We start from the raw sequence: 25,992 nt of genomic DNA, 5'->3' as shown, positions 1-25,992 counted from the left end.
GCTGAGCCGGTAGGCGCCGCAAGGCGCTTAGTCAAAAACCCCCGATCAGTCCTCTGGATTGTCGGGGGTTTTCTTTTGCCTCAAGGAAAGCGTCGACTGTGCTGACACCATCGCGAGCAGGCTCGCAGCCACAAAGTGTCAGTAGCTGTTGATGCCCATCCGGCACGCAATCTCGAACGCCTGGCGAATCGCCCCGACGTTCGCCTTACCCTGCCCCGCGATATCAAACGCGGTTCCGTGCGCCGGGGTGGTAATCGGAATTGGCAAGCCGCCCTGCACCGTCACCCCACGGGAGAACCCCATCAACTTGATCGCGATCTGCCCCTGGTCGTGATACATCGTCACCACCGCGTCAAAAGCACTGGCATCGCCCTGCACCTTGAGGAAAATCGTGTCGCCTGGGTACGGCCCTTCCGCCGCAATCCCCAACGCCTGGGCGGATCGCACGGCGGGGCCGATGATGTCCAGTTCTTCGCGACCGAATGAACCGTTGTCGCCGTTATGCGGGTTCAAGCCACACACGCCGATGCGCGGTTTTTCCAGACCGTTGCGCTTGAGCGCGGTGTCGATCAATTGAATGGCTTCCACCACCCGCGCTTGCGTGAGCATGCCTGGCACTTCTGCCAGCGCCACGTGGGAGGTCACCCTTGAAGTCCAAAGGTTGTCGAGCACGTTGAACTCGCAGAACGGCCCGTGGAAATCCAGCAACTCGGCGAACCAGTGCAGCTCATCGTTATGGGCCATGCCGGCCATGTGCAGCGAGGTCTTGTTCAGCGGTCCGAACAGCACTGCGTCGGTGATACCGGCCTCGGTCAGACGCAAGGCTTTTTCCAGGGTATCGAGGCTGTAGCGGCCGCCGATGATACTGGCCTCATTGCGCGCAAATTCGCCAAGGGTGTCGCCGCGAAAGTCATAGAACAGCGGTGTGTCATCGACAAACGACAGCTGCTCCAGCGACGCCACACGACGATAAGGGAACTCCGTCTCGGCGATGCGCATACCGCGACGCATTTCCGCCTCGTCGGCAATCAGGATGACATTGGCTTGACTGCGCACCTCGGGCGCGGCGAGCAGGCGTGCGATCAGTTCCGGGCCGATGCCTGCCGGGTCGCCCAGGACCATCGCGATGGTGGTTTTGTTCATGCTTCACTCCTCAAGGGTTCGGGCCATGTCCGGTCAATGGCGCAGGGCTCGCAGCGATAGACTTGCTGCGCGTTGCTGTAGAAAAGCCGTTGCTGATCGGCACTCGGAAAATCGGCAACGATGGATTTGAAACCGCTATAGATGTCGTCGAACGAGCCGCACAGGCTGTCCACGGGGAAGTTGCTGGCGAACATTGCCCGGTTGCTGCCGAACATGGCGATGACTTCGCGCACGATCCAGGCATTGTCTTTGGCTCGCCAGCGTTGACCGCCCTGCCCGAGGCCGGAAATCTTCACCCGCACATTCGGCCACTGCGCCAGCCGCGCCATCGCCAGGCGCCAACCTGCCAGCCCTTCGGCGCTGCGGTCGTTGGGCAATCCGGCGTGGTTGAGAATCAACGTGATGCCGGGAAAGTCCCGGGCCAGGCGCTCGGCTTCGTGCAGGTTCCACCAGGGCGTCTGCAAATCGAAATGCAGGCCCAGGCCTTCGAGCGCGGCGTAACTGCGGCGCCAGAGTTCGTTGCTCATCAGGCTGCGAGTGTGCCCCACCTGCGTAGGCGCGATCGGGCCGCCGGGCTTGTGGCGCACGCTGCGCACGCACTTGAAACTCGCTTGCTCGGTGAGCACTGCGATGGCGTCCGGATGGTCAAGCCAGGCTTGTGCGACGATGGCGTTTGGCACGCCGTAGCGAGCGGCCAACCCCTCGATAAAACGGGTTTCTCCGATGGGGTCTTGCGGATTCCACTCGGTCTCGACGTACACCGTTTGCACAACGTTATGGGAGCCGGTGTCCTTGAAGTAATCGTCGGGAAAATAGCGACGCTTGATCGCGCTGTAATCACCGTAGCGAAACGGGATGTTGGCCTCGGGCGCGAGCCACGGATGGTCGTTGATCGAGGGGTCCCAGAAATGGTGGTGGGCGTCTACGATCGGGCCGTTCCACAACTCATTCATGACGCACCTCATCCAGGCTGATAAGCAACGTGGCCAAAACGAAGACTGCCGAGCACGCCGCAAAGAAGCCCAGCACGGGCGCAAACCCGCCGGCCATTTGCACAATGACGCCCACCAGAATCGGCACCGCAATGCCGCCCGTGCTGCCGGCCATGTTCATCACGCCGCCGATCAAACCGACCCGCGCCGGTGCCGCCAGCAACGCCGGGAAGCTCCAGTAGAGGCTGCCCCACATCAGAAAAAACGCGGTCATGGCCAACAACGCCACGGCCGCAAATGAATCGCTCAGGGTCGGCAACAACAAGAACGCGCCCAGGGCCACGACACCGGAAAACGCCAGCAGGCTCTTGACCGCGACGCCCCGGCTTACCCCTTTACGGATCAGGCCGTCGCAGAGAAAACCACCGGTCAACGAACCCAGCGCACCGCAGATGAAAATTACGAACGTGGCCGCGCCAATGCCTTTGATGTCGAAGCCGCGAGCCTGCGCCAGGTAACTCGGGCCCCAGGTCAGCAAGCCGAAATACACCATCGCCCAACTGGCACGCCCGATCAGCAATCCTGTCAGTGAGCGGGCCGCAATACCCAGCCCCTTGACCGGCGCACGTGCGGCTTCGGCGGCAGGCGTGGCACGTCCGGCGTTGATCTTCTCCAACTCTTCGGCATTCACTTGTGGGTGCGTGGCCGGGTCATCGCGCAGATAACGCCGCGCCAGCCAGGCCAGCACCAATGTCGCGATGCCGGCGATCACGAAGGCCAGACGCCACGAATCCAGCGAAGCAATCAAATACGCAATGATCAAACCGCCCAGTGCCACACCCAGCGGGCTGCCACTGTCCATCAGCACCGCGCCGCGACTGCGCTCGCTCGGTGCCAGCCACAGGGAAATCAGCTTGCCCCCCGAAGGAAACAGCGGTGCTTCGGCGGCGCCTAACGCCACCCTGGCGAACAACAATGACAAGCCGCCCGTGGCAAACGCCGCCAGTACCTGAAATGTGCCCCACAAACCGGTGGACCAACTGATGACCCGGCGCGGACCAAAACGGTCGATCAACCAGCCGCCAGGAATCTGCAACAGTGCATACGCCCAGAAGAAGCTGCTGAGGATCAGCCCTTGCAGACTCGGCGACAGGGAAAATTCATGGGCGATGGTTGGCATCGCGATGGATAACGACACCCGATCGATCAGGTTGACCATGGTCAACGCAAAGATGATCGCGAAGATCCGCCAGCGCACGCTGCTGGCCTTGGTGGTGCCGGTCAGCGGAGTTGCCGCTGCCGCTGATTGAATACCTGCGTTGTGCAGATGCAGGGAAGCACTGGGGCGAGCCATGGTGCGTACCTCGATTTATTATTTTTGTGGTGACGACATTGCCGCTGCGTCGCGGCATTGGTGAGCACTATCGAAGGCCCAGTGATAACCGTCTAATCAAAACTTGAAATCAGGCGATAGCCTCGAGTTATGGCATGCCCTGCTTTCGCACAGCTTTCAACGGGGCTCGCCCTTTCGACTTTCCTCGAAAAACGCTCTGGCGCAAAGCCTTGAGCGATAGCCGCCTTTTTCAATGAGCAGACCTATAACCTCAGGCTATCGGTGTATGTATTGTTTTGACTAGACGCGGGGCCGGAGGCTTCCCACACTCAGGCCAGGCTTGCAGCTTTACCGCTCCGACAAGTCACTTATAACAACTACAAAAACGAGGCCATTCCATGCGAAATGCATTCGTCCGTCGCACCTCCCGTCTGTTTCTCGGTTGCACGCTGGTCGCCGCTGGCGCCCTTCCCGCTCTCGCTAACGCCGCCTGGCAGCCGGACAAGAACGTCGAAATCGTTGTCGCGGGTGGCCCCGGTGGCGGTACCGACCAACTCGGTCGCCTGATCCAGTCGATCATCACCACCCACAAGTTTCTCGATGTGAATACCATCGTCCTGAACAAGGGCGGCGGCAATGGCGCCGAAGCCTTTCTCGACCTGAAAATGAACAAGGGCGATCCGGAAAAACTGGTGATCGGCACCAATAACATCTACTTGTTGCCGCTGGTGTCCAAGCTCGGTTACGAGTGGCAGGAACTGACGCCTGTTGCCGCCGTGGCCGAGGATGACTTCATTCTCTGGAGTTACAAAGACGCGCCCTGGAAGGACGCCAAAGGCTTCTACGCAGCGGTCAAGGCTGACCCATCGAACCTGCGCATGGGCGGCAGCCAGTCCAAGGATGTCGACCAGACCCTGACCCTGCTGTTGAACCAGACCAATAACAGCAAACTGGTGTACATCCCATTCAAGAGCGGCAGTGAAGCCGCGACCCAACTGGCCGGCAAACACATCGCCGCCAACGTCAACAACCCCAGCGAAAGCATCAGCCAATGGCGTGGCGACCAGGTCGAGCCGCTTTGCGTCTTCAGTAAGGAACGCATGAGCTACACCGAGAAAGTCGCCGGTGATAAATCCTGGGCCGATGTCCCGACCTGCCACGAAGAAGGTCTGGGCATCGATCAGTACCGTTTCCCGCGCACTGTGTTCATGCCCGGCGACGTCACCGCCGAGCAGCGCGCGTTCTATGTCGAGCTGATGCGCAAAGTCACCGAGACCCCGGAGTTCAAGGCCTACGTCAAACAGAACGCGCTGGTGCCGACCTTCCTCGAAGGCGAGCCGCTGACTGCCTACATTGAGAAAGACACCGCCCGCGTAACGCCGGTGTTCAAAGAAGCCGGCTGGCTGAAAAACTGAGTTGCCAACGGCCGTCCGCCTGCGCACGGCCGTCACCTCTGGAGGTGTTTTCATGTCTCATTCTTCGGATTCACCGGCGCTGGTCGGCACCCGCTGGGTCGAACTCGGTCTGACAGTTTTCACCACGCTGATCGGCGTGGTGGTGATGTTCGGCAGCGTCGAACAAGGTATCGGCTGGGGCGATTCCGGCCCCGAGCCGGGTTACTTCCCCTTTTACATCGGCCTGCTGTTGAGCGCCGCCAGCGTCGGCAACGGCATTTTGACTGTGGTGCGCTGGCAAGCCCTGAGTATTTCATTCGTCAGCCGCAGTGCGTTCAAACAAGTGTTGTCGGTGTTCATCCCGATTGCGCTGTTTGTCGGCGCGATGCCCTTCACCGGCATCTACGTGGCTTCGGCCTGTTTCATCGCCTGGTTCATGTGGCGTGACAAGGTCCGCGTCAAACCCTACGGCAAGTTGATGATCGGCACGGTGTCGCTAGGCGCGGTGCTCGCCAGCTACCTGATTTTCGCGCTGTGGTTCAAGGTCCCGCTGGATGCCGGTCCGATGGGCGACTGGATTGCCCTGGCCGGGAGAAATTTCAAATGAACGAGTTCGATTCCCTGCTGCAAGGCATGAACCTGATCCTGACCCCGGGTCATATCGGCCTGATGGTGATCGGCGTACTACTGGGCATTCTGGTCGGTGTATTGCCCGGCCTCGGCGCCCCCAATGGCGTGGCGTTGTTGCTGCCGCTGACATTCACCATGTCACCGGTGTCGGCGATCATTCTGCTGTCGTGCATGTATTGGGGCGCGCTGTTCGGCGGCTCGATCACTTCGATCCTGTTCAACATCCCCGGTGAGCCCTCATCGGTGGCGACGACGTTCGACGGTTACCCGATGGCCCGTGAAGGTCGTGCCGCCGAAGCCCTGACCGCCGCGTTCAGTTCGGCACTGATTGGCGCACTGGCCGGGGTATTGCTGCTGACGTTTCTGTCGACCAGGATTGCCGCGTTTGCCATGTCGTTCAGCTCGCCGGAGTTCTTCGCGGTGTACCTGTTGGCGTTCTGCACTTTCATCGGCATGAGCAAAAACCCGCCGCTGAAAACCGTGGTCGCGATGATGATCGGTTTCGCCATGGCGGCAGTCGGAATGGATACCGTGTCCGGCAACCTGCGCCTGACCTTCGACCAGCCGATCTTGATGACCGGCATCAGTTTCGAAGTGGCGGTGATCGGCCTGTTCGGCATCGGTGAAATCCTCTGCACCGTCGAGGAAGGCCTGGTGTTTCGCGGCGAGCATGCGCGCATCACACCGATGGTGATCCTGCGAACCTGGGCCAAGTTGCCGCGTTACTGGTGGACGATTGTGCGCAGCACACTGGTCGGCTGCTGGATGGGCATCACGCCGGGCGGGCCGACTGCGGCCTCGTTCATGAGCTACAGCCTGGCGCGGCGTTTCTCGAAGAATCGCGAGAACTTCGGTAAAGGTGAACTGGAAGGCGTGATCGCCCCGGAAACCGCCGACCACGCAGCAGGCACCAGCGCCCTGCTGCCGATGCTGACCCTGGGCATTCCCGGTTCGGCCACGGCAGCGGTGATGCTGGGCGGCTTGATGATCTGGGGACTGCACCCTGGCCCGACGTTGTTCGTCGAGCAGCATGATTTTGTCTGGGGCCTGATCGCCAGCATGTACCTGGGCAACGTGGTCAGCCTGATCGTGGTGTTGGCCACCGTGCCGCTGTTTGCTTCGATCCTGCGCATTCCATTCTCGATCATTGCGCCGATCATCATCATGGTCTGCGCCATCGGTGCCTACTCGGTGCACAACTCGTTCTTCGACGTGGTGCTGATGCTGGGCTTCGGTGCGCTGGGTTATCTGTTCAAGAAACTCGGTTACCCGATTGCACCGCTGGTATTGGCGGCGGTGTTGGGCGACAAGGCTGAAGACGCGTTCCGTCAATCGATGCTGTTTTCCGACGGCCATTTGGGGATTTTCTGGTCCAATCCGCTGGTGGGCAGCCTGACCACGGCGGCGCTGTTGATGTTGTTCTGGCCGCTGATTTCCAAGGTACTGGGAACCCTGATGGGCCTGCGCAAAACCCACGTCGGCAAAACCAAATCGGTGCTGTGACACAGCAATGCTGGCAACGCCTGACATTTGTTGTCAGGCTTGCCGCAGACTTTCTTGCGAGCCACGGCCCATGACCCGAATTCCTGCTGCCAATGTGATCCACAGTCGACTGCGTCTGCGCCAACTGCGGCTGATGCTGGCATTGCAGGAGTTCGGTTCTTTGCGTCGCGCCGCCGATCATATCGGCATGACCCAACCGGCCGCGACCAAAATGCTCCACGAGGCAGAGGACTTGCTCGGCGTCGAACTCTTCGAACGCCTGCCTCGGGGCATGCGCGCCACCCCGTTCGGGGAAACCGTTATTTACTATGCGCGCATGGTGTTCGCTGAACTCAGCGGCATGCGTGAAGAACTGGTGGCACTGGAATCCGGCAACCTTGGCCGGGTGGCGGTCGGTGCGATTCCGGCGCTGGCGTCGGGGCTATTGACCCGAACCATCGCAACCTTGAAACAGAGCCATCCGCGGTTGTCCATGAGCATCCAGGTCGACACCAGCGACGTGCTGGTGCAGGCGCTGTTGCAGGATCAACTGGATATCGTGCTGGGGCGGATTCCGGCCGGGGCGCGGGCCGAAGAGTTGCTGTTTGACAGCCTCGGTGAAGAAGCCTTGTGCGTGATCGCCGGCGCGAAAAATCCACTGGCCCAGGAAAAACAGCTGAGCTGGGCGGAACTGCAACACATGACCTGGGTGCTGCAACAGCATCCAAGCCCGATGCGCGCCATCATCAATCAGGTGTTTCACAACGCACGGGTCGACATCCCCAACAGCATTGTCGAAACCACCTCGATCATGACTTTGCTCTCGCTGGTGCAGCAGACCGATATGCTAGGCGTTACGCCAGTGTCGGTGGTGGAGGATTATCCCGGTCGTGATTTGCTAGCCATTTTGCCGATCAGTTTCGAAGCACGGCTGCCGCCCTATGGGCTGATCACCCGGCGCCATCGCATTCAATCGTCGGCCATGCAGGCGTTCATGAATTCGGTGCGGGCCGAGCACACGCTGGCCAAATAAAAAAGCCCGGAGCTTTGAGTGCTCCGGACCTTTTTTCGGTTTACGCGCTTTTACGGAACACGAAGACCAGACCGACGATAATCAGCAGCATGCCCAGCAGGCTCAACGCCGCCAGCTTGTTGCCGAAAATCAGATAGTCCATCACCGCCGTCACCGCCGGCACCAGGTAAAACAGACTGGTGACATTCACCAGATTGCCCTGGGCGATCAGGCGGTACAGCAGTAACGTCGCCAGCACCGACACCACCAATCCCATCCACAACACTGGCACGATAAAACCGGTGCTATGTTCAAAGTGAAAGGGCTGGAACGGCACGAAGATCCCGCACAGCAACATCCCGGCCAGGTATTGCACCGGCAGTGTGCCGAGGGGATTGTCGGTGATGCGTTTCTGCATGATCGAGCCGAACGTCATGCTCGCCAGCGCCAGCAACCCGAAGAGCATGCCAGCCATCGACATGCCGGCCAGGCCGATGCCCTGATACACCACCATGATTAATCCGGCCAAACCCAACCCCAGACCGAACATCCGACTGATAGAGCGCTGACGCTCCATGATCACCACGGTGAGAATCGGCTGTACGCCCATGATCGTCGCCATCACCCCGGGAGTGACTTTCAGGTCCAGGGCCAGCAGATAGAAAATCTGATAAGCCCCCAGCAACACCACGCCCGTAGCCATCGCATACAACATCGGCTTGCCGCCCTTGGGCAACTTCAGCTTGAGCAACGGCACCAGCAGCACCAGACCGCACAAGGCGATGGCGAAGCGCACCAGTAAAAAAGCAAAGGGCGACGCGTGCGCCAGCCCCCATTTGGAGAAAATCGCCCCGCTGCTCCACAGCAGAACGAACAGACTCGTGGATGCCGCCGCGAGCGCGGATTGTTTCGAAAGGACAAACATGAATACCACCTGTAGTCAGGCAAAAGCCAACTCAGCCGAAGCTGAAATCCAGTAGTTTTTCAGACGGGCAAAGGGCAACAGCAAAGAGAAGCTGATCAGCCCGAAATGCCAACGCCCGGCGGTGATACGACTGCGTACACCGGCGTGCTACGGACAGGTGGAGGGTAAAGACTGATCTGCGCAGGCTGCTGATTCCCGCACGGCACGACGCCAGCGTTGACCGCTGAATCGACTACCGCGTTGATGAGGGATACAGGCATGGGCTGATCTTTTTGGGTGAGATGGACGGCGGGTTGGACATCGCCGTGCGCCGACTATAACCAGCGACTGACATGGATTGCAATGACTTGGACAAAGGGCCAGTAACGACAGTCAAAGAAGCGCTGCTTGTTCTGAGTGAGCACCTTGTATGTTGACTACTGACCAATTAGTGACCAACAGCGGAGGGGATATGCGCAACGTAATCAAGAGGCCCTCCACGAGGAAAAGCTCGCGCACTACGCAAGGCAAAACAATCGCTGTAGAACTGACTGCCAGTCAGCAGCGTCTTTTACAAATACTTGTCACGGACACCAATGCCGACGAGCCGAGCCTGCTCGCGATGACGGTGGCACAGCCAACACCTGCGTTGCTTGCCAGTCCGCAATCGCGAGCAGGCTCGCTCCCACAAGGATTTCGGCGTTCAACGCCTTAACTGATCGGCATTACTCACAAGGAGCGCTTTTTTTTGTGCCGCGGCCAGAATTACCCAAACAACCAATACCCCAGCAACGCCAGCACCACCGCCGCCGCCACCGGCCGCAGCACGCGGTAAGCCTTGGGATTGCGACGCTTCCACTGTTTAACCACCCCACTGAACTTGTCACTGGAGTTCTTGCTCCAGGCGTACGCCCGGTTTATCCCGCCGACGCGTTCATCATCAAGGTTTTGAGGGGCTGTGGCGCGACCGAGAAAACCGCTGATCCCGCGGTTGATCTGGGTCATAACGCGGCTGCTCAATGGGCGTTCGATGTCACAAAACAGAATCACCCGGGTCTTCTCTGTTTCGTTTTTGACCCAGTGCACATAGGTTTCATCGAACATCACGTCTTCGCCATCGCGCCAGGCGTACACCTGGCCGTCAACGAAGATGCGGCAATCATCAGAGTTGGGGGTCGACAGCCCCAAGTGATAACGAAGAGAACCGGCAAATGGATCACGGTGCGGATTGAGGTGGCTGTCACCTGGCAGTAACGCAAACATCGCACCCTTTACGTTGGGAATACTGTTGACCAGTTCCACGGTCTTCGGGCACAGGGCTTCTGCCGAGGGCAGTGCCTTGTCGTACCACTTGAGGTAAAAGCGCTTCCAGCCTTTTTTGAAAAACGAACCGAAACCGGCGTCGTTGTTCCTTTCGGCCGCACGGATATAGCCCTCGTCGAACAAGTGCATGGCTTCGTCGCGGATCACTTCCCAGTTGTCCTTGAGCACGTCCAGCTCCGGAAACTTGCTGCGGTCCAGATAGGGTTTGGACGGCACCCCGGAGAACAGGTACATCAAGGCGTTGTAGGGAGCGAACAACGCCGAGTGATTGACGAATTGCCGTAAAACCGGCAATCGCGCCTGGCCACGCAAATGGACATAGAGCGTACTGCCAAGAAACAGCAGCAACACCGACGCTTTCGCGACAATGGAAAAGCTCATCTACAACTCCTTGAGAACAGGCTCATCGCTCAACACCCTTTACCCGACGTAGCAGCGAGCCATCATAAACATTCCCACCCATGGGAAACACCCGCTTGTCGCAACATTCAGTAATAATCGCGCAACAAAGCAATTCTTAGCATATGAAACCTGAACGAGGACTGACCTTGATCAATCCCGCCAGCTCATCTACAGACGCGTCGGCCCGACGCGCTTATTGCTGATTCTCCTGTTCGGTAAACAGGTCGCTGAACAGCATGCTCGACAGGTAGCGTTCGCCAGAGTCCGGCAGGATCACCACGATGGTCTTACCTTGCATTTCCGGGGTTTCCGCCAAGCGAACAGCAACAGCCATGGCCGCGCCACACGAAATACCACACAAAATCCCCTCTTCCTGCATCAAGCGCAAAGCCATGGCCTTGGACTCGTCGTCGGTGACCAACTCAACCCGATCAACCATCGACAGGTCCAGGTTTTTAGGCACAAAACCGGCACCAATGCCTTGAATTTTGTGCGGGCTCGGCTTGATTTCTTCGCCAGCGATGGCCTGGGTAATCACCGGCGAACCCGCAGGCTCAACAGCCACCGAGATAATCGGCTTGCCCTGGGTATTCTTGATATACCGCGAAACACCGGTAATGGTTCCGCCCGTTCCAACACCCGCCACCAATACATCGACCGCACCGTCGGTATCGTTCCAGATTTCCGGACCGGTGGTTTTTTCGTGGATGGCCGGGTTGGCCGGATTGTCGAATTGTGCCGGCATGAAGTACTTGGCCGGGTCGCTGGCAACGATGTCGCCGGCTTTCTCAATCGCGCCCTTCATGCCCTTGGCCGGTTCGGTCAGCACCAGTTCCGCGCCGAGTGCCTTAAGCACTTTGCGTCGTTCGATACTCATGGATGCCGGCATGGTCAGCATCAACTTGTAGCCACGGGCAGCGGCGACAAACGCCAGGCCGATACCGGTATTGCCCGAGGTCGGTTCAACGATGGTCATGCCAGGCTTGAGTTTGCCGCTGCTTTCTGCGTCCCAGATCATGTTCGCTCCGATCCGGCACTTGACTGAATAACCGGGGTTGCGCCCTTCGATCTTGGCCAGGATGGTCACGCCACGCGGGGCAATGCGGTTGATCTGCACCAAGGGCGTATTACCGATGGAGTGGGCGTTGTCAGCGAAGATACGGCTCATGTCTGGGTCCTTAACTGCAGCATGGAAATAGCGCATCAAGGTAAGCCTCTTGCCCCTAGGCGTCCAGTCAGGTCGAACGTCCGGTGTTCAGCGCAGTCAATCGATTTACATCGCCAGAGATTTACCGCCATGAAACGTCGATACAGTTGGCCCCTGTGGACTCTCGCCGGCCTTTTTGTGCTGCTGATTGCCTTGCACATCGCCCTGCCCTATATGGTGCGCGACTACCTGAACGACAAACTGGCAGACATGGGTGACTACCGTGGCCAAGTCACTGACGTGGACCTGGCCCTGTGGCGCGGCGCTTACAAAATCAATGGACTGAAAATCGTCAAGGTCGAAGGCAAGGTCCCGGTGCCGTTCGTCAATGCACCGCTCATCGACCTCTCCGTCAGCTGGCATTCACTCTGGTATGACCATGCGGTGGTGGCCCAAGTGCAGTTCTTCAACCCCGAGGTGAACTTTGTCGACGGCGGCGCCAATAAGCAAAATTCGCAAACCGGTCAGGGCACCGACTGGCGCGCGCAACTGGGCAAATTGTTACCCGTCACCCTGGACGAAGTGCGGATCCACGACGGCAAACTCAGTTTTCGTAACTTCAACTCAAAACCTCCCGTCAACATGAACGCGACGCAGGTCAATGCCAGCATTTATAACCTGACCAATGTGGTCGACAAAAAAGGCAAGCGCGATGCTCGCTTCGAAGGTAAGGCCCTGCTGCTCGGGCACGCCCCTCTGGAAACCACCGCGACGTTCGATCCACTGAGCAATTTCGAAGACTTTGAGTTTCGTCTACGCGCCAAAGGCATCGAACTCAAACGCATGAACGACTTCGCCTCGGCCTACGGCAAGTTCGACTTCAACGCGGGTCATGGCGACGTGGTCATTGAAGCGCAAGCCAAAAAAGCCCAATTGACGGGCTACATCAAGCCGCTACTCATAGACGTCGACGTGTTCAACTGGCAGCAGGACGTTGAAAACAAGGACAAAGGGATTTTCCGATCGATCTGGGAGGCCATCGTGGGTGGCTCTGAAACCGTTCTGAAAAACCAGGGCAAAAATCAATTCGCGACCCGAGTGGAACTGAAAGGCAATGTGCATCGCCAGGATATCAGCGCGTTCCAGGCGTTTTTGCAGATTTTGCGCAATGGTTTCATCCAGGCGTTCAACGCCCAGTATGAGCGTCCGAAGCCGGAGGCCGGCTAAAGCTGCAAGCAGCCAAGACAGAGTCAATATGTGACGCCCCATTCAGAGACTGAATAAGTCGTCTGCGTTCACAGTCGGCCGGCCAGCGCGGTATAGTCGGGCATCACCATTATTGCGTCCCGCCCTGCCCCGTTCAGGTCGGCGTTACCGTTCGAGGATTAGCAGATGAAGTTCGAAGGCACCCAGGCCTACGTCGCCACCGATGACCTGAAGCTGGCGGTCAACGCCGCCATTACCCTGGAGCGTCCGCTGCTGGTGAAGGGCGAGCCGGGCACGGGCAAAACCATGCTGGCCGAGCAACTGGCCGAGTCCTTCGGCGCCAAGCTGATTACCTGGCACATCAAGTCCACCACCAAGGCGCATCAGGGCCTGTACGAGTACGACGCGGTCAGCCGCCTGCGTGACTCGCAACTGGGCACGGAAAAGGTCCACGACGTTCGCAACTATCTGAAAAAGGGCAAGCTCTGGGAAGCCTTCGAATCCGAAGAGCGGGTGATTCTGCTGATCGACGAGATCGACAAGGCCGACATCGAGTTCCCGAACGACTTGCTGCAAGAACTCGACAAGATGGAGTTCTACGTTTACGAGATCGACGAGACCATCAAGGCCAAGAAGCGCCCGATCATCATCATTACCTCCAACAACGAGAAAGAGCTGCCGGACGCCTTCCTGCGTCGTTGCTTCTTCCACTACATCGCCTTCCCGGATCGCACCACGATGCAGAGGATCGTCGATGTGCACTACCCAAACATCAAGAAAGATCTGGTCAGCGAAGCGCTGGACGTGTTCTTCGACGTGCGCAAAGTGCCGGGCTTGAAGAAGAAGCCATCGACCTCCGAACTGGTGGATTGGCTGAAGCTGCTGATGGCCGACAACATTGGCGAAGCGGTACTGCGTGAACGCGATCCGACCAAGGCCATTCCGCCGCTGGCCGGCGCGCTGGTGAAGAACGAACAGGACGTGCAGTTGCTTGAGCGCCTGGCGTTCATGAGCCGTCGCGGCACCCGCTAAGAGGCTGATGCCATGCTGCTCAACCTGTTCAATGAAATGCGCGCCGCCAAGGTGCCAGTCTCGGTGCGCGAGCTGCTGGACCTGATCAACGCGCTGAAACAACGCGTGACCTTCGCCGACATGGACGAGTTTTACTACTTGTCCCGGGCGATTCTGGTGAAGGACGAAAAGCATTTCGACAAGTTCGACCGGGCGTTCGGGGCTTACTTTAATGGCCTGGAAAAACTCGACGATCACCTTCAGGCTCTGATTCCTGAAGACTGGTTGCGCAAGGAATTCGAACGCTCCTTGACTGACGAAGAGCGCGCGGCGATCCAGTCCCTCGGCGGCCTGGACAAACTGATCGAAGAGTTCAAGAAACGCCTCGAAGAACAGAAAGAACGCCATGCCGGTGGCAACAAGTGGATCGGCACCGGCGGCACCAGCCCGTTCGGCTCAGGTGGTTTCAACCCGGAAGGCATTCGGGTCGGCGATGCCGGCAAACGCCAGGGCAAAGCGGTCAAGGTCTGGGATCAGCGCGAGTACAAGAACCTCGACGACTCGGTGGAGTTGGGCACGCGCAACATCAAAGTGGCGCTGCGCCGCTTGCGCAAATTTGCCCGTCAGGGTGCAGCCGAAGAGCTGGACATCGATGGCACCATTGACCACACCGCCAAAGATGCCGGGCTGTTGAACATCCAGATGCGGCCGGAGCGGCGCAACACCGTCAAGTTGTTGCTGCTGTTCGATATCGGCGGCTCGATGGACGCGCATGTGAAAATTTGCGAGGAGTTGTTCTCGGCCTGCAAAACCGAGTTCAAGCACCTGGAGTACTTCTACTTCCACAACTTCATCTATGAGTCGGTGTGGAAGAACAACATGCGTCGCACCTCCGAACGCACATCGACCCAGGACTTGCTGCACAAGTACGGTGCCGACTACAAAGTGATCTTCATCGGTGACGCCGCCATGGCCCCTTATGAAATCACCCAGGCGGGCGGCAGTGTAGAGCACTGGAACGAAGAAGCCGGTTATGTGTGGATGCAACGGTTCAAGGAGAAGTACAAGAAGCTCATCTGGATTAACCCGTATCCGAAGGATACGTGGGGCTATACCTCATCGACCAATATTGTGCGGGATTTGATCGATGACCAGATGTATCCGCTGACCCTTCGGGGGTTGGAGGAAGGGATGCGGTTTCTGTCCAAGTAATCTTCTCAGCCAGTTCGGACCCCATCGCTGGCAAGCCAGGCTCCTACAGGTTTCAGGTGGTTCACAAGTTATGTGAGCAACCTCAATCCCTGTAGGAGCCTGGCTTGCCAGCGATGCTTTTAGCGGTTCAAAAACCTGCGCAAATACTCGACCTGTTCACGATGCGCCACCTCCTGCACCACCGGCCGCAATCGCACCTTCGCCCCCGGCAAGCACTGCGCCAGCCGCGCCAGCGCCAACGGCGTCAACGCCCCCAGTCGCGGATAACCACCAATGGTCTGACGATCATTGAGCAACACAATCGGCTGCCCGTCCGGCGGCACCTGCACCGCGCCGAGCGGGATGCCTTCGGAAATCATCGGTTTTCCCTGGTACTGCAACACCGTCCCCAGCAGGCGAATGCCCATCCGGTCGGCGCGGCTGTCGAGGGTCCACACACTGTTGAACGCGTCGAACAGACTCTGCCCGCTGAACTCGCCAATCTGTGCGCCCAGTACCAGATCCAGCGGAGAATTGTCGGTGAAGTCCGGTCGCTGTTCCACTGGCAACTCCCGCAGCAATAGCAACGCACTCCCGCAATAACTCAGCTGCGCACCTTTGGCTAACGCTTGGCCCATCCCATCCAGACCGCCAAGTTCCTCACGGACCACCGTTGAACGGCTGCCCAGGACGTTTGGCGCATCAAACCCACCGGGTGCCGCGAGATAAGCCCGAGCCCCGAGCAGCGGCTGGGTGAATTGCAATCGCTGACCTTTTTGCAGTCTGAAACTGCGCCATGGCGCCAGCGCCTCGCCTTCGACCTGAGCCCCAAGATCCGCACCGGTCAACGCCAGCATACAATCCTCTTCGGCCACCACCGTGAACCCACCGAGGGTAATTTCAATCACTGGAGCATTCAGGTCATTACCCAGCAGCCAGTTGGCCCAGGACATTGAACGCCAATCCAGCCCTCCCCCCTGCGTCACGCCCAGATGCCGCACGCCAAAACGCCCGGCATCCTGCAACAGGCACAGGGGCGTACTCGCTTCAATTGATAAGCGGCTCATGCCTGCGCCTCCAATGGTGTGTCGTTGCCGCCCAAATTGATGAACTCGGCATGGCTGACCGCTTCAAAGCGCACCGTGTCGCCGGGTTGCATCAAGCTGTAGCCGTCGCGTTCGCGGTCGAACAGTTTGGCCGGGGTGCGGCCAATCAGGTTCCAGCCGCCGGGAGAGACAACCGGATAGGCGGCGGTTTGGCGCTCGGCAATGCCGACACTGCCGGCCGCGACTTTTTTGCGCGGGGTGTTCAGGCGTGGCGCGGCGAGTACTTCCTCGACCAATCCCATGAAGGCGAAACCCGGCGCGAAGCCCAAGGCAAACACCTGATACTCGCGCCCGCTGTGACGGCGGATCACCTCCTCAATCGCCAAGCCGCTGCGTTGCGACAACAGGCTCAGCTCCGGGCCGACGCTCACGTCATACCAGACCGGCAGCACATGACATTTACCGCCGGTGCGGGTGTTGGGCGACAAGTCGATCAGCGCTTGAGCGATCAACTCCCGAGCCTGAGCCGGGCTTAGCGCGGTCAAATCGTAATGCACCATCAACGTCGTATAGGACGGCACCAGATCAATGAGATGCCCGCCGAACGCAGCCCGCAGGTTTTCGCTGGCCGCCAGCATCCACGGCATGTTGGCCTCGCTGATCTCATCGAACAGACGCACCATCAGACAATCCAGCGCCACCACCTCTACCCGCAGTTTCATGGTGCGCTCTGCTGATCAAGGGCTTCGCGAATCCGTTGCACCGCGGCAACTGAACTGGAGTTGTCGCCGTGTACGCAAAGTGTGTTGGCCTGCAAGTGCAATGCACTGCCGTCGCTGGCAGTGAGGGGATCGCCACGGGCGATGATCAGCGCCTGCTCGATGACTTTCTCGGGATCATGATGCACCGCGCCCGGCAGTTGTCGCGAAACCAGCATGCCTGCGTTGTCGTAGGCGCGATCGGCAAAGGCTTCGAACCACAAAGTCACGCCATATTCATCGCCCAGTAGCTGCGCAGCACTATTGTCGCGTGTCGCCATTAACATCAGCGGCAACGTTCGGTCATAAGACGCCACGGCCTGAAGCACCGCACGCAATTGTGCGGGATTGGCCATCATGTCGTTGTACATCGCGCCGTGGGGTTTGACGTAGCTGACACGCCCACCTTGAGCCCGACAAATGCCGTCGAGGGCGCCAATCTGGTAATGCAGAATGTCCTGGAGTTCCTGGGCGGTATACGCCATCGAGCGACGACCGAAACCGACCAGATCCTGATAGGCCGGGTGCGCGCCGATCTGCACGCCGTTGCTCAATGCCAGGCTGACGGTCTTGCGCATGATGCTCGGGTCGCCGGCGTGAAAGCCGCAGGCGATGTTGGCGCAATCAATGTAGGGCATGATTTCGGCGTCCAGACCCATGGTCCAATTGCCGAAACTCTCGCCGATGTCGCAGTTCAATAGCAGGCGGCTCACGGAGAACGCTCCTGTAGGTTTTATTCTTTTTAGAGGCAGGCAGATTACTGCGCATCCAGTTGTTTGCCACGGGTTTCCGGCAGGCTCAGCGCCGCGAGGATCACCACCCCGTAGGACACTGCCGCAAACGCCCCGATGCCTACGCTCAATGGCACCTTCTGGCTAAGCAAACCGATCAACAGCGGAAACAATGCCGCCAGCGCCCGACCGATGTTGTAGCAAAAACCCTGGCCCGAACCGCGAATCCGTGTCGGAAACAACTCAGTCAAGAACGCGCCCATACCGCTGAAAATCCCCGAAGCGAAGAAGCCCAGCGGGAAGCCCAGCCACAGCATCACGCCATTGCTGACCGGCAATTGGGTGTAGAGCAACACGATGGTGAACGAGCCAACGGCGAACAGGATGAAGTTCTTCTTGCGCCCGAGAATGTCAGTCAAATAGGCGCTGATGACGTATCCGACGTAAGAACCGACGATCACCATCGCCAGATAACCGCCCGTGCCGAGTACGCTCAAGCCCCGCTCGTTCTTCAGAAATGTCGGTAGCCAGGACGTGATCGCGTAGTAACCGCCCAGGGCGCCGGTGGTCAGCACCGAAGCGCGAATCGTGGTGAAGAGGATACCGGGGGCAAAAATCTCGTAAAACTTCGCCGGGTTGCTCGGTTCCTGTTTGGCCTTGGCTTCGCGATAGATTTCCGGGTCCTTGACCAGACGACGAACGAAGATCACAAAAATCGCCGGCACGATGCCGAGAATGAACAACGCACGCCAGGCATCTTCTGGCGGCAACAACGAAAACAGCAGCGCATACAGAATCGCCGTCAGCCCCCACCCCAGCGCCCAGCCCGATTGCACCATGCCCACCGCTTTGCCACGGTCCTTGGCACGAATCACTTCGCCCATCAGCACCGCACCGGCGGTCCATTCGCCGCCGAAACCGAAACCCATCAGGGTGCGGCTGATCAGCAGTTGCTCGTAGTTTTGCGCAAAGCCGCAGAGGAAGGTGAAGAAGGCGAACCACAGCACCGTCAGTTGCAGGGTGCGCACACGACCGATGCGGTCCGAAAGTATCCCGGCCACCCAACCGCCAATGGCCGAGGCGATCAGGGTGCTCGTGTGAATCAGCCCGGCTTCGCCGGTGGTAATGCCCCACATCGCAATCAGTGTCGGTACCACGAAGCTGAGCATCTGGGTGTCCATGCCGTCCAGGCCATAGCCGATCTTGCAGCTCCAGAAGGTGCGGCGTTCCTGCTGATTGATGTTGCGGTACCAGTCAAAAGGTCCCGGACGGGCCGTGATTTTGGGGATATCGAGCGTGTCGGGCGCACTCATGGCAAATCTCCGCGCTAGTTTTTATTGGTATTGTTCTGAGCCCCGACGACGCCTATCGTGGGAACCGGATGTGCCGATTTTTGGGTTCCCGGCCCTGTTGCGTCCAACTAATAAAAACCGGGCTTAGGCATAAGAAAAAGTTGATCCCATGAATCTGAAGTTTCTCGAGACCTTTGTCTGGGTCGCCCGACTCAAGAGTTTTCGCCTGACCGCCGACAAGCTCTTCACCACCCAGGCCTCGATTTCCAGCCGCATCGCCGTGCTCGAAAGTGAGCTGGGGGTGAAGCTGTTTTTGCGCGATTCACGGGGCGTCAGCCTGACGCCCGAAGGCCTGAAAGTGCTCGACTATGCCGAGCAGATGCTGGACACCATGCAGGCGCTCAAACAGTCGATCGAGACCCGTTCAAGCAAGATCGGGCGGGTGCGGATCGGCGTCATGGACACAGTCATCCACACCTGGCTGAGTCCGCTGGTGGCGCAGATGACGGATCTCTATCCGTTGGTGGAAATCGAACTGGTGGCCGATACCTCGCTCAACCTCTGCGATCAGCTGCAAAAAGGCTTTCTCGATCTGATTCTGCAAACCGACTTGATGCGTCAGGAAAGCGTGCGCAGCCTGGAGCTGGCCAGCCACCCCATGGGCTGGATCGCGGCGAGCAATTCCCTCTATAACCGCGACTATTCGGGCATAGCCGATCTGGCGCGCGAGCGGATCATTACCTATTCGAAAAACTCCCATCCGCATCAAGAGGTGCTCGCCCTGATGCAGACCAATGGCGTGATGACGCCACGCCTGAACTGCGTGAATTCGGTGTCGGCGATCACCCGGTTGTTGCGCGATGGTTTTGGCATTGGCGCGCTGCCGCCGGTGCTGGTGGCGGCGGAACTGGCGCGGGGGGAATTGACGTTGCTGGCCATTGATCAACGACCACCTAATTTGCAGGTGGTGGTGTCGTGGCGCACGGGCGTTGAGTGGGTCGAGGAGATTGTGGCGTTGTGTCAGCAGGTGCTGGAACGGTATGCGCAGGAGATGGGCGAGGATTACATCGTTCTTGCACGCTAGTAAAACCCCTGTGGCGAGGGAACCCCTCATTACCAAAGCTCCCCTCGCCACAGGAGAACTGATCAGTCAGAGCCCGCGCACATCCCGGTCTTCAATCGGCCGGCTCTGGCGCAGGCGTTTGCCGCCCAGCACCACCCAGTCGATCAACCGGAACAGGCATTCAATGCCGAACGACAAAAACAACGCGCCGCTCATGCCCCAGATCATCGCTTGCGGCGTCAGCAGGATCTGGTAGCTGTAGCCATTCCAGGTTTCCTTGCGGATGTCCGGGTCGGCGGCCAGCACCACTTGCAGGAAGCGGATGTACCAAGGGCCTTGCATGGCCTGGAATTGCTTGTCCAACGCCAGCTGACGGGTCAGCAGGTTGCTCAGGCTGTCGGCATCGCTGCGAAAGATCGGGTCGTCACTGGCGCGGTAATGGGCGACCAGCGCCTGCATGTCGCCCTTGAAGAACTCATTGGCTGTTCCCTGGAAACCGCTCAACCCGGTCTGCGCCTCGATCAGGTGCGCCTCGACCCGCTTGGCGTAATCACTGATAAACCCCGGCACCTGGACACCGATCAACAGGCCCGCCGCAAATAACACCAGCCGTAGATAACTGAGCAACATCGAGGGGAGATCCTTATTCGGTCTTGCCTAGACTGACGCATTCGCCGCGTCGCCAGAGGCTCCATTGGCCCGGTTCGTAGCGGGTCCAGGTTTCGTTTTCGGTCAGGGGTTCGGTGGCAATCACTGTCACCACGTCGTTGGGCGTGGTTTCAGCCTGGAAGTCGACGATCACATCGACATCCTTCAAGCGCGCAGGGCCGAAAGGCGCCCGACGGGTAATCTGGGCCAATTTGCTCGAGCAATAGCAGAACAGCCAATCGCCGTCGCTGAGCAGGCAGTTGAACACGCCTTTGCTACGGTATTCGGCGCAGGCCGCCACCAGGTCGGGCAGCAATTTTTCCACCTCGACCGGTTCCGGAAACGCCGCGCGCACGCGGTTGAGCAGATCACAGAACGCCGCCTCGCTGTCGGTGTCACCTACGGGGCGGTAGAAGCTGGCGGTCGGTTGAAAGTCAGCGAGTTGGCCGTTGTGGGCGAAACACCAGTTGCGCCCCCACAGTTCGCGCACGAACGGATGCGTATTGGACAGGCAAACCTTGCCGACATTGGCCTGGCGGATGTGCCCGATGACCACTTCACTTTTGATCGGATAGCGCTGCACCAGATTCGCAACTTCAGACTCGCTGCTGGCGGCCGGGTCCTGAAACAATCGAAGACCGCGACCTTCATAGAACGCGATCCCCCAGCCATCACGGTGCGGGCCGGTACGGCCGCCGCGCTGCATCAGCCCGGTGAAGCTGAACACGATGTCGGTCGGCACATTGGCGCTCATGCCCAATAACTCACACATGTTCGGACTCTCGATGAAAAGGCAGGGGCAAGGTTACAAACGCGGCTCGACTCGCAATCGCTGAGGATTGCTCGGAACTGGCGGGCGGCCGTAACGATCATCGCCGGCACCGCCGAAGGGATGTTCGTCATCCGGGTCTTCGGCCTTGGCCGCAGCCTTGGCGGCAGCTGCCTGTTCCTTGCGAGCGTTGGAGGCACGCTCGATGGGGAAGCGGATTGCTACCATGACCAGATAAAGACCAAAGGCGATCATGCCGTACATGAGCAAATCGGAAATCGCCCGCCACGCGTTGTTGCCGACCTTGAACAACAAGTCGAGCGCCGTGATGGCGATGGCCGGCGCGACTTTATCCTTCACCGGATCGATGATCGTCGGGCTGAACAGCAACACGGCCACCAGCAGCCGCAGCGGCTCGCGCAGCCAGCGCCACATCCAGCGGGTCAAGCGCATCCACACCAACAGGCAGCCCAAAGCGGCAAAGGCGTAGAAGCCCCAAGCGATCAGATAGTCGTTCTCGGTCATGGTGTCCATGGCAAGGCAGGCAAAGAGGCGCTTATAGTAACGACTTTTCGCACATCAGGCTTGTCCTTGTGGGAGTGAGCCTGCTCGCGATAGCGGTAGATCCGCCAACATTGATGTTGAATGTAATGGCCTCTTCGCGAGCAGGCTTGCTCCCAAAGGTGCGCCCCCCAAATTCGTACAACGTTCGAGAGTCTTTCATGCCCTTATCCGCCAACGTTTCCGACGCACCCATTGCCCACAAGGCCGAAGGCTCTGATCCGTATGCCTGGCTACAGGAGCGCGACACGGACGCGGTGCTCGACTACCTCAAGGCTGAAAACAGCTATCAAGAGGCGCAAACTGCCGACCAGGCCGGCCTGCGCGAAACCCTGTACGAAGAGATCAAGGGCCGGATTCTCGAAACCGACTTGTCGCTACCCTCCCCTTGGGGCCCGTACCTGTATTACACGCGGACCACCGCCGGTGACGAATACGCCCGGCACTACCGCTGCCCACGCCCGGCCGATGACAGTCTGCAACTCGACGAAAGCCAGGAACAGCTGCTACTGGACCCGAACGAGTTGGCCAACGGCGGCTTCTTTTCCCTGGGGGCGTTCAGCATCAGCCCCGATCACCAGCGCCTGGCCTACAGCATCGACGCCAGCGGCGACGAGATATACACGCTGTTCGTGAAGGAATTGTCCGACGGTCGCGTCAGCGAACTGGAGTTTCAAGACTGTGACGGCAGCATGACCTGGGCCAATGACAGCTTGACGCTGTTTTTCGGCGAACTGGACGAGACCCATCGCCCGCACAAACTGTTCCGTTATCGGCTGGACGGCACTGCCGCCGAAGAAGTGTTCCATGAACCGGACGGACGCTTCTTCCTGCACTGCTACCGTTCAAGCTCCGAACTGCAACTGCTGCTGTCCCTTGGCAGCAAGACCACCAGTGAAGTCTGGGTGCTTGACGCCTCCTTGCCGCACCAGGCTTTCACTTGCCTGGCGCCACGGGTTGAAGACCATGAATACGACGTCGACCACGGTGCCCTCGACGGAGAATGGACCTGGTTCATTCGCACCAACCGCGACGGCATCAACTTTGCCCTGTACAGCGCCGTCGACACCGGCGTGGCGCCCATCGAAGCCAGCTGGCAAAACCTGATCCCCCACAGCGACACCGTGATGATCGAGGGTATGAGCCTGAACACCGGCGCCATGACCCTGAGCCTGCGCGAAGGCGGCTTGCCGATTATCGAAGTCCACCCGCAAGGCCTGACGCCTTATCGGGTGCAATTGCCGGATGCAGCGTACAGCCTGCACGTCCAGAACAGCCTGGAGTTCGTCAGCGACCGGATCCGCCTGCGCTACGAGGCGTTGAACCGCCCAGCGCAAATTCGCCAACTTGAGCTGAATAGCGGCGAGCAGAAAGTGCTCAAGGAAACCCCAGTGCTCGGCCCGTTTGATGCCGATGCCTACGTCAGCCAGCGCCTGTGGGCAACCGCACCGGACGGTACACAGGTGCCGATCAGCCTGGTGGTCAAACGCGCACATCTGGGCCAACCCGTGCCCCTGTACCTTTACGGTTATGGCGCTTATGGCGAAAGCCTCGACCCGTGGTTCTCCCACGCCCGCCTGAGCCTGCTGGATCGCGGCATGGCCTTCGCCATCGCACACGTGCGTGGTGGCGGTGAATTGGGCGAAGCCTGGTATCGCGCCGGCAAGCAGGAGCACAAGCACAACACCTTCAGCGACTTTATTGCCTGCGCTGAACATTTAATTGCCAATGGCTTCACCACCGCCCCACAACTGGCGATCAGCGGCGGCAGTGCCGGTGGTTTGCTGATTGGCGCGGTGCTCAATCAACGGCCGGAATTGTTCGGCGCGGCGATTGCCGAAGTGCCATTCGTCGACGTGCTCAACACGATGCTCGACCCAGACCTGCCGCTGACCGTCACGGAATACGACGAATGGGGCAATCCTGAAGAGCCGGACGTTTTTGATCGAATCAAGGCCTACGCCCCGTACGAAAACGTCACCGCGCAAGCCTATCCGGCGACACTGGTAATCGCCGGCTACAACGACAGCCGTGTGCAGTACTGGGAAGCCGCCAAGTGGGTAGCGAAATTGCGCGCGACCAAAACCGACAGCCATCTACTGTTGCTCAAAACGGAATTGGGCGCCGGACATGGCGGGATGAGCGGTCGTTATCAGGGATTACGTGACGTAGCGCTCGAATACGCATTTTTGTTCAAGGTTTTGGGCATTGCCTGAGGAACTTGGCGCGGTGTTCTGGTCTTAAGACCAGCCCCCAGGCCCGGCATTCACTCCATCCCCTGTGGGAGCGAGCTTGCTCGCGATAGCGGTGCGTCATTCAACATTGATGTTGAAAGTGATGGCCTCATCGCGAGCAAGCTCGCTCCCACAAGGATTAGCGGTGAGCTCAGGGCCTTGAACAGCAACAGACACAAGAAAAAGACCGTGACGACATGTCAGAACCGACCTTACTGAACAACGAAATTCGCGACTGGCTGATGGACTGTGGCCTGTTCAATCAATTGCTGCCCGCCGATTTTGCGGCGGCCTCGGGCTATTTCAGCATTAGCACCGTGGCGCAAGGCGAGGAGATTTTCCACGAGGGTGATACCGGCAGTTTCATGTGCATCATTCACACAGGCCAGGTGGCGGTGCAAAAAACCAATGGTGACGGGCAACTGGTGACCATGGCCACGTTGCGCAGCGGTCGCTCGTTCGGCGAGATGGCTGTGCTGGACGGTGAACGGCGTTCAGCCAGTTGCGTGGCCGCGAGCAACTGCCAGTTGCTGAACCTGGGCAAGGACTCGCTGGAAAAGATGATCAACGACGCGCCGAAAATCGCCGCCAAGATCATCCGCGCCCTCGCTGTCTCTCTCTCCAAACGCTTGCGCATGGCCGACGGGCAGCTGCTTTCGCAGCAGGTTTAACCGCCCGGCGATTTGACTTTCGTCGGGTTTTGCTCGATCCCCGGCACTGGCTGATCCTTGGTCGGCGGGCTCGGCATTTCAATCGGTACCAACGGCGGACCGCTACTGCCGGGGCCGGTTTTTGGCAAAGAGGGCGCGGTGATTTGCGGGTACGGCGTCGGCGTCGCGGTGCCTGGCGAACCGGGCATGGGAGCGGGGCTGACGGGGATCGTTTGCAGCGTTTGCGCCTGCACTGCAGTAATCGAGAGCGCGGCCAGAGCAATGGCCGTTAGAATAGTGCGCTTCATCAATGGCTCCGTTGGCCTTGTTGTCCCTTTCAGGCTACTCCCAACTGCGTCCGTTTGCCCTCCCAGTTTATGCAAGACTTTCTCAAGAGAGCCCCATGAAACGTTTCGTCCTGCTCGACACCACGCCCATTCCTGAAAACGGCGGTGCCCTGTGCCTGTTCGAATATGGTGAGGATTTCGTCATCAAGATCCAGGGTGGCGACGGCGGGCAACTGATGAACACCCGCATGCACGGCTCCGAAGACGCGCTGGCCGAGATCCCCTGCCGCAAAGTGGCGGGCCGGCCGAATTCGCGCGTGCTGATCGGCGGCCTGGGCATGGGCTTTACCCTCGCCTCGGCGCTCAAGCATTTGGGCAAGACCGCAGAAGTGGTGGTCGCCGAGCTGGTGCCGGGCGTGGTGGAATGGAACCGTGGGCCGCTGGGCGAGAAAGCCGGCAACCCGTTGCTCGACCCGCGCACCGTGATTCGCATGGAAGACGTGGCTAACGTGTTGCAGGCCGAGCCGCAAGGGTTCGACGCGATCATGCTCGACGTCGACAACGGTCCCGAAGGCTTGACCCAGAAAGCCAACAGCTGGCTCTACTCCGCTGGTGGCCTGAGTGCCTGCGCCAAGGCCCTGCGGCCCAAGGGCGTGCTGGCGGTGTGGTCGGCCAGCGCCGACAAGCAGTTTTCCGACAAATTGAAGAAGGCCGGTTTCAAGGCCGAGGAAGTCCAAGTCTTCGCCCACGGCAACAAGGGCACGCGCCACACCATCTGGATTGCCGAGAAGCTCAAGGGCTGAGCTAAACTCACGTCATAACCGTCATTAGTCTTTTTACAAA

Annotated in this window: 26 protein-coding genes; 11 read left to right on the top strand and 15 right to left on the bottom strand. The window is 59.2% G+C overall.

Features of this window, described 5'->3' with window-relative positions; all coding sequences use genetic code 11:
• Nucleotides 1-138: 138 nt before the first annotated feature.
• The 3 genes from AC3ISI_RS06735 to AC3ISI_RS06725 are packed head-to-tail and all read right to left on the bottom strand — an operon-like array spanning nt 139 to nt 3,429.
• Nucleotides 139-1,143, bottom strand: a complete 1,005-nt coding sequence (locus tag AC3ISI_RS06735; protein WP_489336064.1) for a 4-hydroxythreonine-4-phosphate dehydrogenase PdxA — start codon at nt 1,141-1,143, stop codon at nt 139-141.
• Complete coding sequence (locus tag AC3ISI_RS06730) at nt 1,140-2,096, bottom strand: amidohydrolase family protein (protein WP_489336063.1); 957 nt, start codon at nt 2,094-2,096, stop codon at nt 1,140-1,142. Before AC3ISI_RS06730 ends, AC3ISI_RS06735 begins: the two co-directional genes overlap by 4 nt.
• The gene (locus AC3ISI_RS06725; RefSeq protein WP_489336062.1) at nt 2,089-3,429 is read right to left on the bottom strand and encodes an MFS transporter; all 1,341 of its coding nucleotides are present in this window, start codon (nt 3,427-3,429) and stop codon (nt 2,089-2,091) included. The genes AC3ISI_RS06730 and AC3ISI_RS06725 overlap by 8 nt, the downstream gene beginning before the upstream one ends.
• A gap of 377 nt (nt 3,430-3,806) precedes the next feature.
• Between AC3ISI_RS06725 and AC3ISI_RS06720 the strand changes: the two genes are divergently transcribed.
• From AC3ISI_RS06720 to AC3ISI_RS06705, 4 genes are all read left to right on the top strand, one after another.
• Nucleotides 3,807-4,823 carry a Bug family tripartite tricarboxylate transporter substrate binding protein gene (locus AC3ISI_RS06720; protein ID WP_489336061.1) on the top strand — a complete coding sequence of 339 codons (1,017 nt, stop codon included), beginning with the start codon at nt 3,807-3,809 and terminating at the stop codon, nt 4,821-4,823.
• A gap of 52 nt (nt 4,824-4,875) precedes the next feature.
• Nucleotides 4,876-5,409 carry a tripartite tricarboxylate transporter TctB family protein gene (locus AC3ISI_RS06715; protein ID WP_489336059.1) on the top strand — a complete coding sequence of 178 codons (534 nt, stop codon included), beginning with the start codon at nt 4,876-4,878 and terminating at the stop codon, nt 5,407-5,409.
• Nucleotides 5,406-6,935 (top strand): tripartite tricarboxylate transporter permease, encoded by a 1,530-nt coding sequence (locus AC3ISI_RS06710; RefSeq protein ID WP_489336058.1) that lies wholly within the window; start codon nt 5,406-5,408, stop codon nt 6,933-6,935. Before AC3ISI_RS06715 ends, AC3ISI_RS06710 begins: the two co-directional genes overlap by 4 nt.
• A gap of 70 nt (nt 6,936-7,005) precedes the next feature.
• Nucleotides 7,006-7,947, top strand: coding sequence for a LysR family transcriptional regulator (locus AC3ISI_RS06705; RefSeq protein WP_489336056.1), 942 nt, complete (start codon nt 7,006-7,008; stop codon nt 7,945-7,947).
• Nucleotides 7,948-7,987: 40 nt separating this feature from the next.
• On the opposite strand, the gene AC3ISI_RS06700 is transcribed toward AC3ISI_RS06705, so the two are convergent.
• From AC3ISI_RS06700 to cysK, 4 genes are all read right to left on the bottom strand, one after another.
• Nucleotides 7,988-8,851 (bottom strand): DMT family transporter, encoded by an 864-nt coding sequence (locus AC3ISI_RS06700; protein WP_489336055.1) that lies wholly within the window; start codon nt 8,849-8,851, stop codon nt 7,988-7,990.
• Nucleotides 8,852-8,946: 95 nt separating this feature from the next.
• A complete protein-coding gene (locus AC3ISI_RS06695) occupies nt 8,947-9,111 on the bottom strand; it encodes a hypothetical protein (RefSeq protein WP_489336054.1) in 165 nt (54 codons plus the stop codon).
• Nucleotides 9,112-9,595: 484 nt separating this feature from the next.
• Nucleotides 9,596-10,534, bottom strand: coding sequence for an aspartyl/asparaginyl beta-hydroxylase domain-containing protein (locus tag AC3ISI_RS06690; protein ID WP_489336053.1), 939 nt, complete (start codon nt 10,532-10,534; stop codon nt 9,596-9,598).
• 214 nt (nt 10,535-10,748) lie between these two features.
• Nucleotides 10,749-11,723 (bottom strand): cysteine synthase A, encoded by a 975-nt coding sequence (cysK, locus tag AC3ISI_RS06685; protein ID WP_489336052.1) that lies wholly within the window; start codon nt 11,721-11,723, stop codon nt 10,749-10,751.
• Nucleotides 11,724-11,852: 129 nt separating this feature from the next.
• On the opposite strand from cysK, the gene AC3ISI_RS06680 reads away from it, so the two are divergent.
• From AC3ISI_RS06680 to AC3ISI_RS06670, 3 genes are all read left to right on the top strand, one after another.
• Complete coding sequence (locus AC3ISI_RS06680; protein WP_489336051.1) at nt 11,853-12,929, top strand: AsmA family protein; 1,077 nt, start codon at nt 11,853-11,855, stop codon at nt 12,927-12,929.
• Between the two features lie 165 nt (nt 12,930-13,094).
• Complete coding sequence (locus tag AC3ISI_RS06675; protein ID WP_008153159.1) at nt 13,095-13,940, top strand: AAA family ATPase; 846 nt, start codon at nt 13,095-13,097, stop codon at nt 13,938-13,940.
• 12 nt (nt 13,941-13,952) lie between these two features.
• Nucleotides 13,953-15,131, top strand: coding sequence for a vWA domain-containing protein (locus AC3ISI_RS06670; protein WP_027925858.1), 1,179 nt, complete (start codon nt 13,953-13,955; stop codon nt 15,129-15,131).
• A gap of 119 nt (nt 15,132-15,250) precedes the next feature.
• Here the strand turns inward: AC3ISI_RS06670 and AC3ISI_RS06665 are convergent, their stop codons facing one another.
• From AC3ISI_RS06665 to AC3ISI_RS06650, 4 genes are read right to left on the bottom strand one after another with little or no spacing between them, the layout of a single operon-like run.
• Nucleotides 15,251-16,177, bottom strand: coding sequence for a 5-oxoprolinase subunit C family protein (locus tag AC3ISI_RS06665; RefSeq protein ID WP_489336050.1), 927 nt, complete (start codon nt 16,175-16,177; stop codon nt 15,251-15,253).
• Nucleotides 16,174-16,878: a 5-oxoprolinase subunit B family protein gene (locus tag AC3ISI_RS06660; protein WP_489336048.1), complete on the bottom strand. Its 705-nt coding sequence runs from the start codon at nt 16,876-16,878 to the stop codon at nt 16,174-16,176. Before AC3ISI_RS06660 ends, AC3ISI_RS06665 begins: the two co-directional genes overlap by 4 nt.
• Nucleotides 16,875-17,627: a 5-oxoprolinase subunit PxpA gene (locus AC3ISI_RS06655; RefSeq protein WP_489336047.1), complete on the bottom strand. Its 753-nt coding sequence runs from the start codon at nt 17,625-17,627 to the stop codon at nt 16,875-16,877. Before AC3ISI_RS06655 ends, AC3ISI_RS06660 begins: the two co-directional genes overlap by 4 nt.
• A gap of 44 nt (nt 17,628-17,671) precedes the next feature.
• The gene (locus AC3ISI_RS06650) at nt 17,672-18,958 is read right to left on the bottom strand and encodes an MFS transporter (protein WP_489336046.1); all 1,287 of its coding nucleotides are present in this window, start codon (nt 18,956-18,958) and stop codon (nt 17,672-17,674) included.
• 148 nt (nt 18,959-19,106) lie between these two features.
• Between AC3ISI_RS06650 and AC3ISI_RS06645 the strand changes: the two genes are divergently transcribed.
• Nucleotides 19,107-20,021, top strand: coding sequence for a LysR family transcriptional regulator (locus AC3ISI_RS06645; RefSeq protein ID WP_489336045.1), 915 nt, complete (start codon nt 19,107-19,109; stop codon nt 20,019-20,021).
• Nucleotides 20,022-20,087: 66 nt separating this feature from the next.
• Here the strand turns inward: AC3ISI_RS06645 and AC3ISI_RS06640 are convergent, their stop codons facing one another.
• From AC3ISI_RS06640 to AC3ISI_RS06630, 3 genes are read right to left on the bottom strand one after another with little or no spacing between them, the layout of a single operon-like run.
• The gene (locus tag AC3ISI_RS06640) at nt 20,088-20,630 is read right to left on the bottom strand and encodes a DUF2937 family protein (protein ID WP_489336043.1); all 543 of its coding nucleotides are present in this window, start codon (nt 20,628-20,630) and stop codon (nt 20,088-20,090) included.
• 13 nt (nt 20,631-20,643) lie between these two features.
• Nucleotides 20,644-21,420, bottom strand: a complete 777-nt coding sequence (locus AC3ISI_RS06635; RefSeq protein WP_489336042.1) for a class II glutamine amidotransferase — start codon at nt 21,418-21,420, stop codon at nt 20,644-20,646.
• A 33-nt stretch (nt 21,421-21,453) separates the two neighbouring features.
• Nucleotides 21,454-21,951, bottom strand: a complete 498-nt coding sequence (locus AC3ISI_RS06630) for an MFS transporter (RefSeq protein ID WP_489336040.1) — start codon at nt 21,949-21,951, stop codon at nt 21,454-21,456.
• Between the two features lie 188 nt (nt 21,952-22,139).
• On the opposite strand from AC3ISI_RS06630, the gene AC3ISI_RS06625 reads away from it, so the two are divergent.
• Together AC3ISI_RS06625 and AC3ISI_RS06620 are read left to right on the top strand one after the other, a co-directional pair.
• A complete protein-coding gene (locus AC3ISI_RS06625; RefSeq protein WP_489336039.1) occupies nt 22,140-24,194 on the top strand; it encodes a S9 family peptidase in 2,055 nt (684 codons plus the stop codon).
• Nucleotides 24,195-24,409: 215 nt separating this feature from the next.
• Nucleotides 24,410-24,883 carry a cyclic nucleotide-binding domain-containing protein gene (locus tag AC3ISI_RS06620; RefSeq protein WP_489336038.1) on the top strand — a complete coding sequence of 158 codons (474 nt, stop codon included), beginning with the start codon at nt 24,410-24,412 and terminating at the stop codon, nt 24,881-24,883.
• On the opposite strand, the gene AC3ISI_RS06615 is transcribed toward AC3ISI_RS06620, so the two are convergent.
• A complete protein-coding gene (locus AC3ISI_RS06615; protein WP_007944005.1) occupies nt 24,880-25,170 on the bottom strand; it encodes a hypothetical protein in 291 nt (96 codons plus the stop codon). The genes AC3ISI_RS06620 and AC3ISI_RS06615 overlap by 4 nt on opposite strands.
• Before the next feature lie 95 nt (nt 25,171-25,265).
• Between AC3ISI_RS06615 and AC3ISI_RS06610 the strand changes: the two genes are divergently transcribed.
• Nucleotides 25,266-25,952, top strand: coding sequence for a spermidine synthase (locus AC3ISI_RS06610; RefSeq protein WP_489336037.1), 687 nt, complete (start codon nt 25,266-25,268; stop codon nt 25,950-25,952).
• Nucleotides 25,953-25,992: the final 40 nt, after the last annotated feature.

The organism is Pseudomonas sp. GL_139_B, from assembly GCF_057834475.1.
This window is presented reverse-complemented; position numbering and strand designations above follow the sequence as displayed.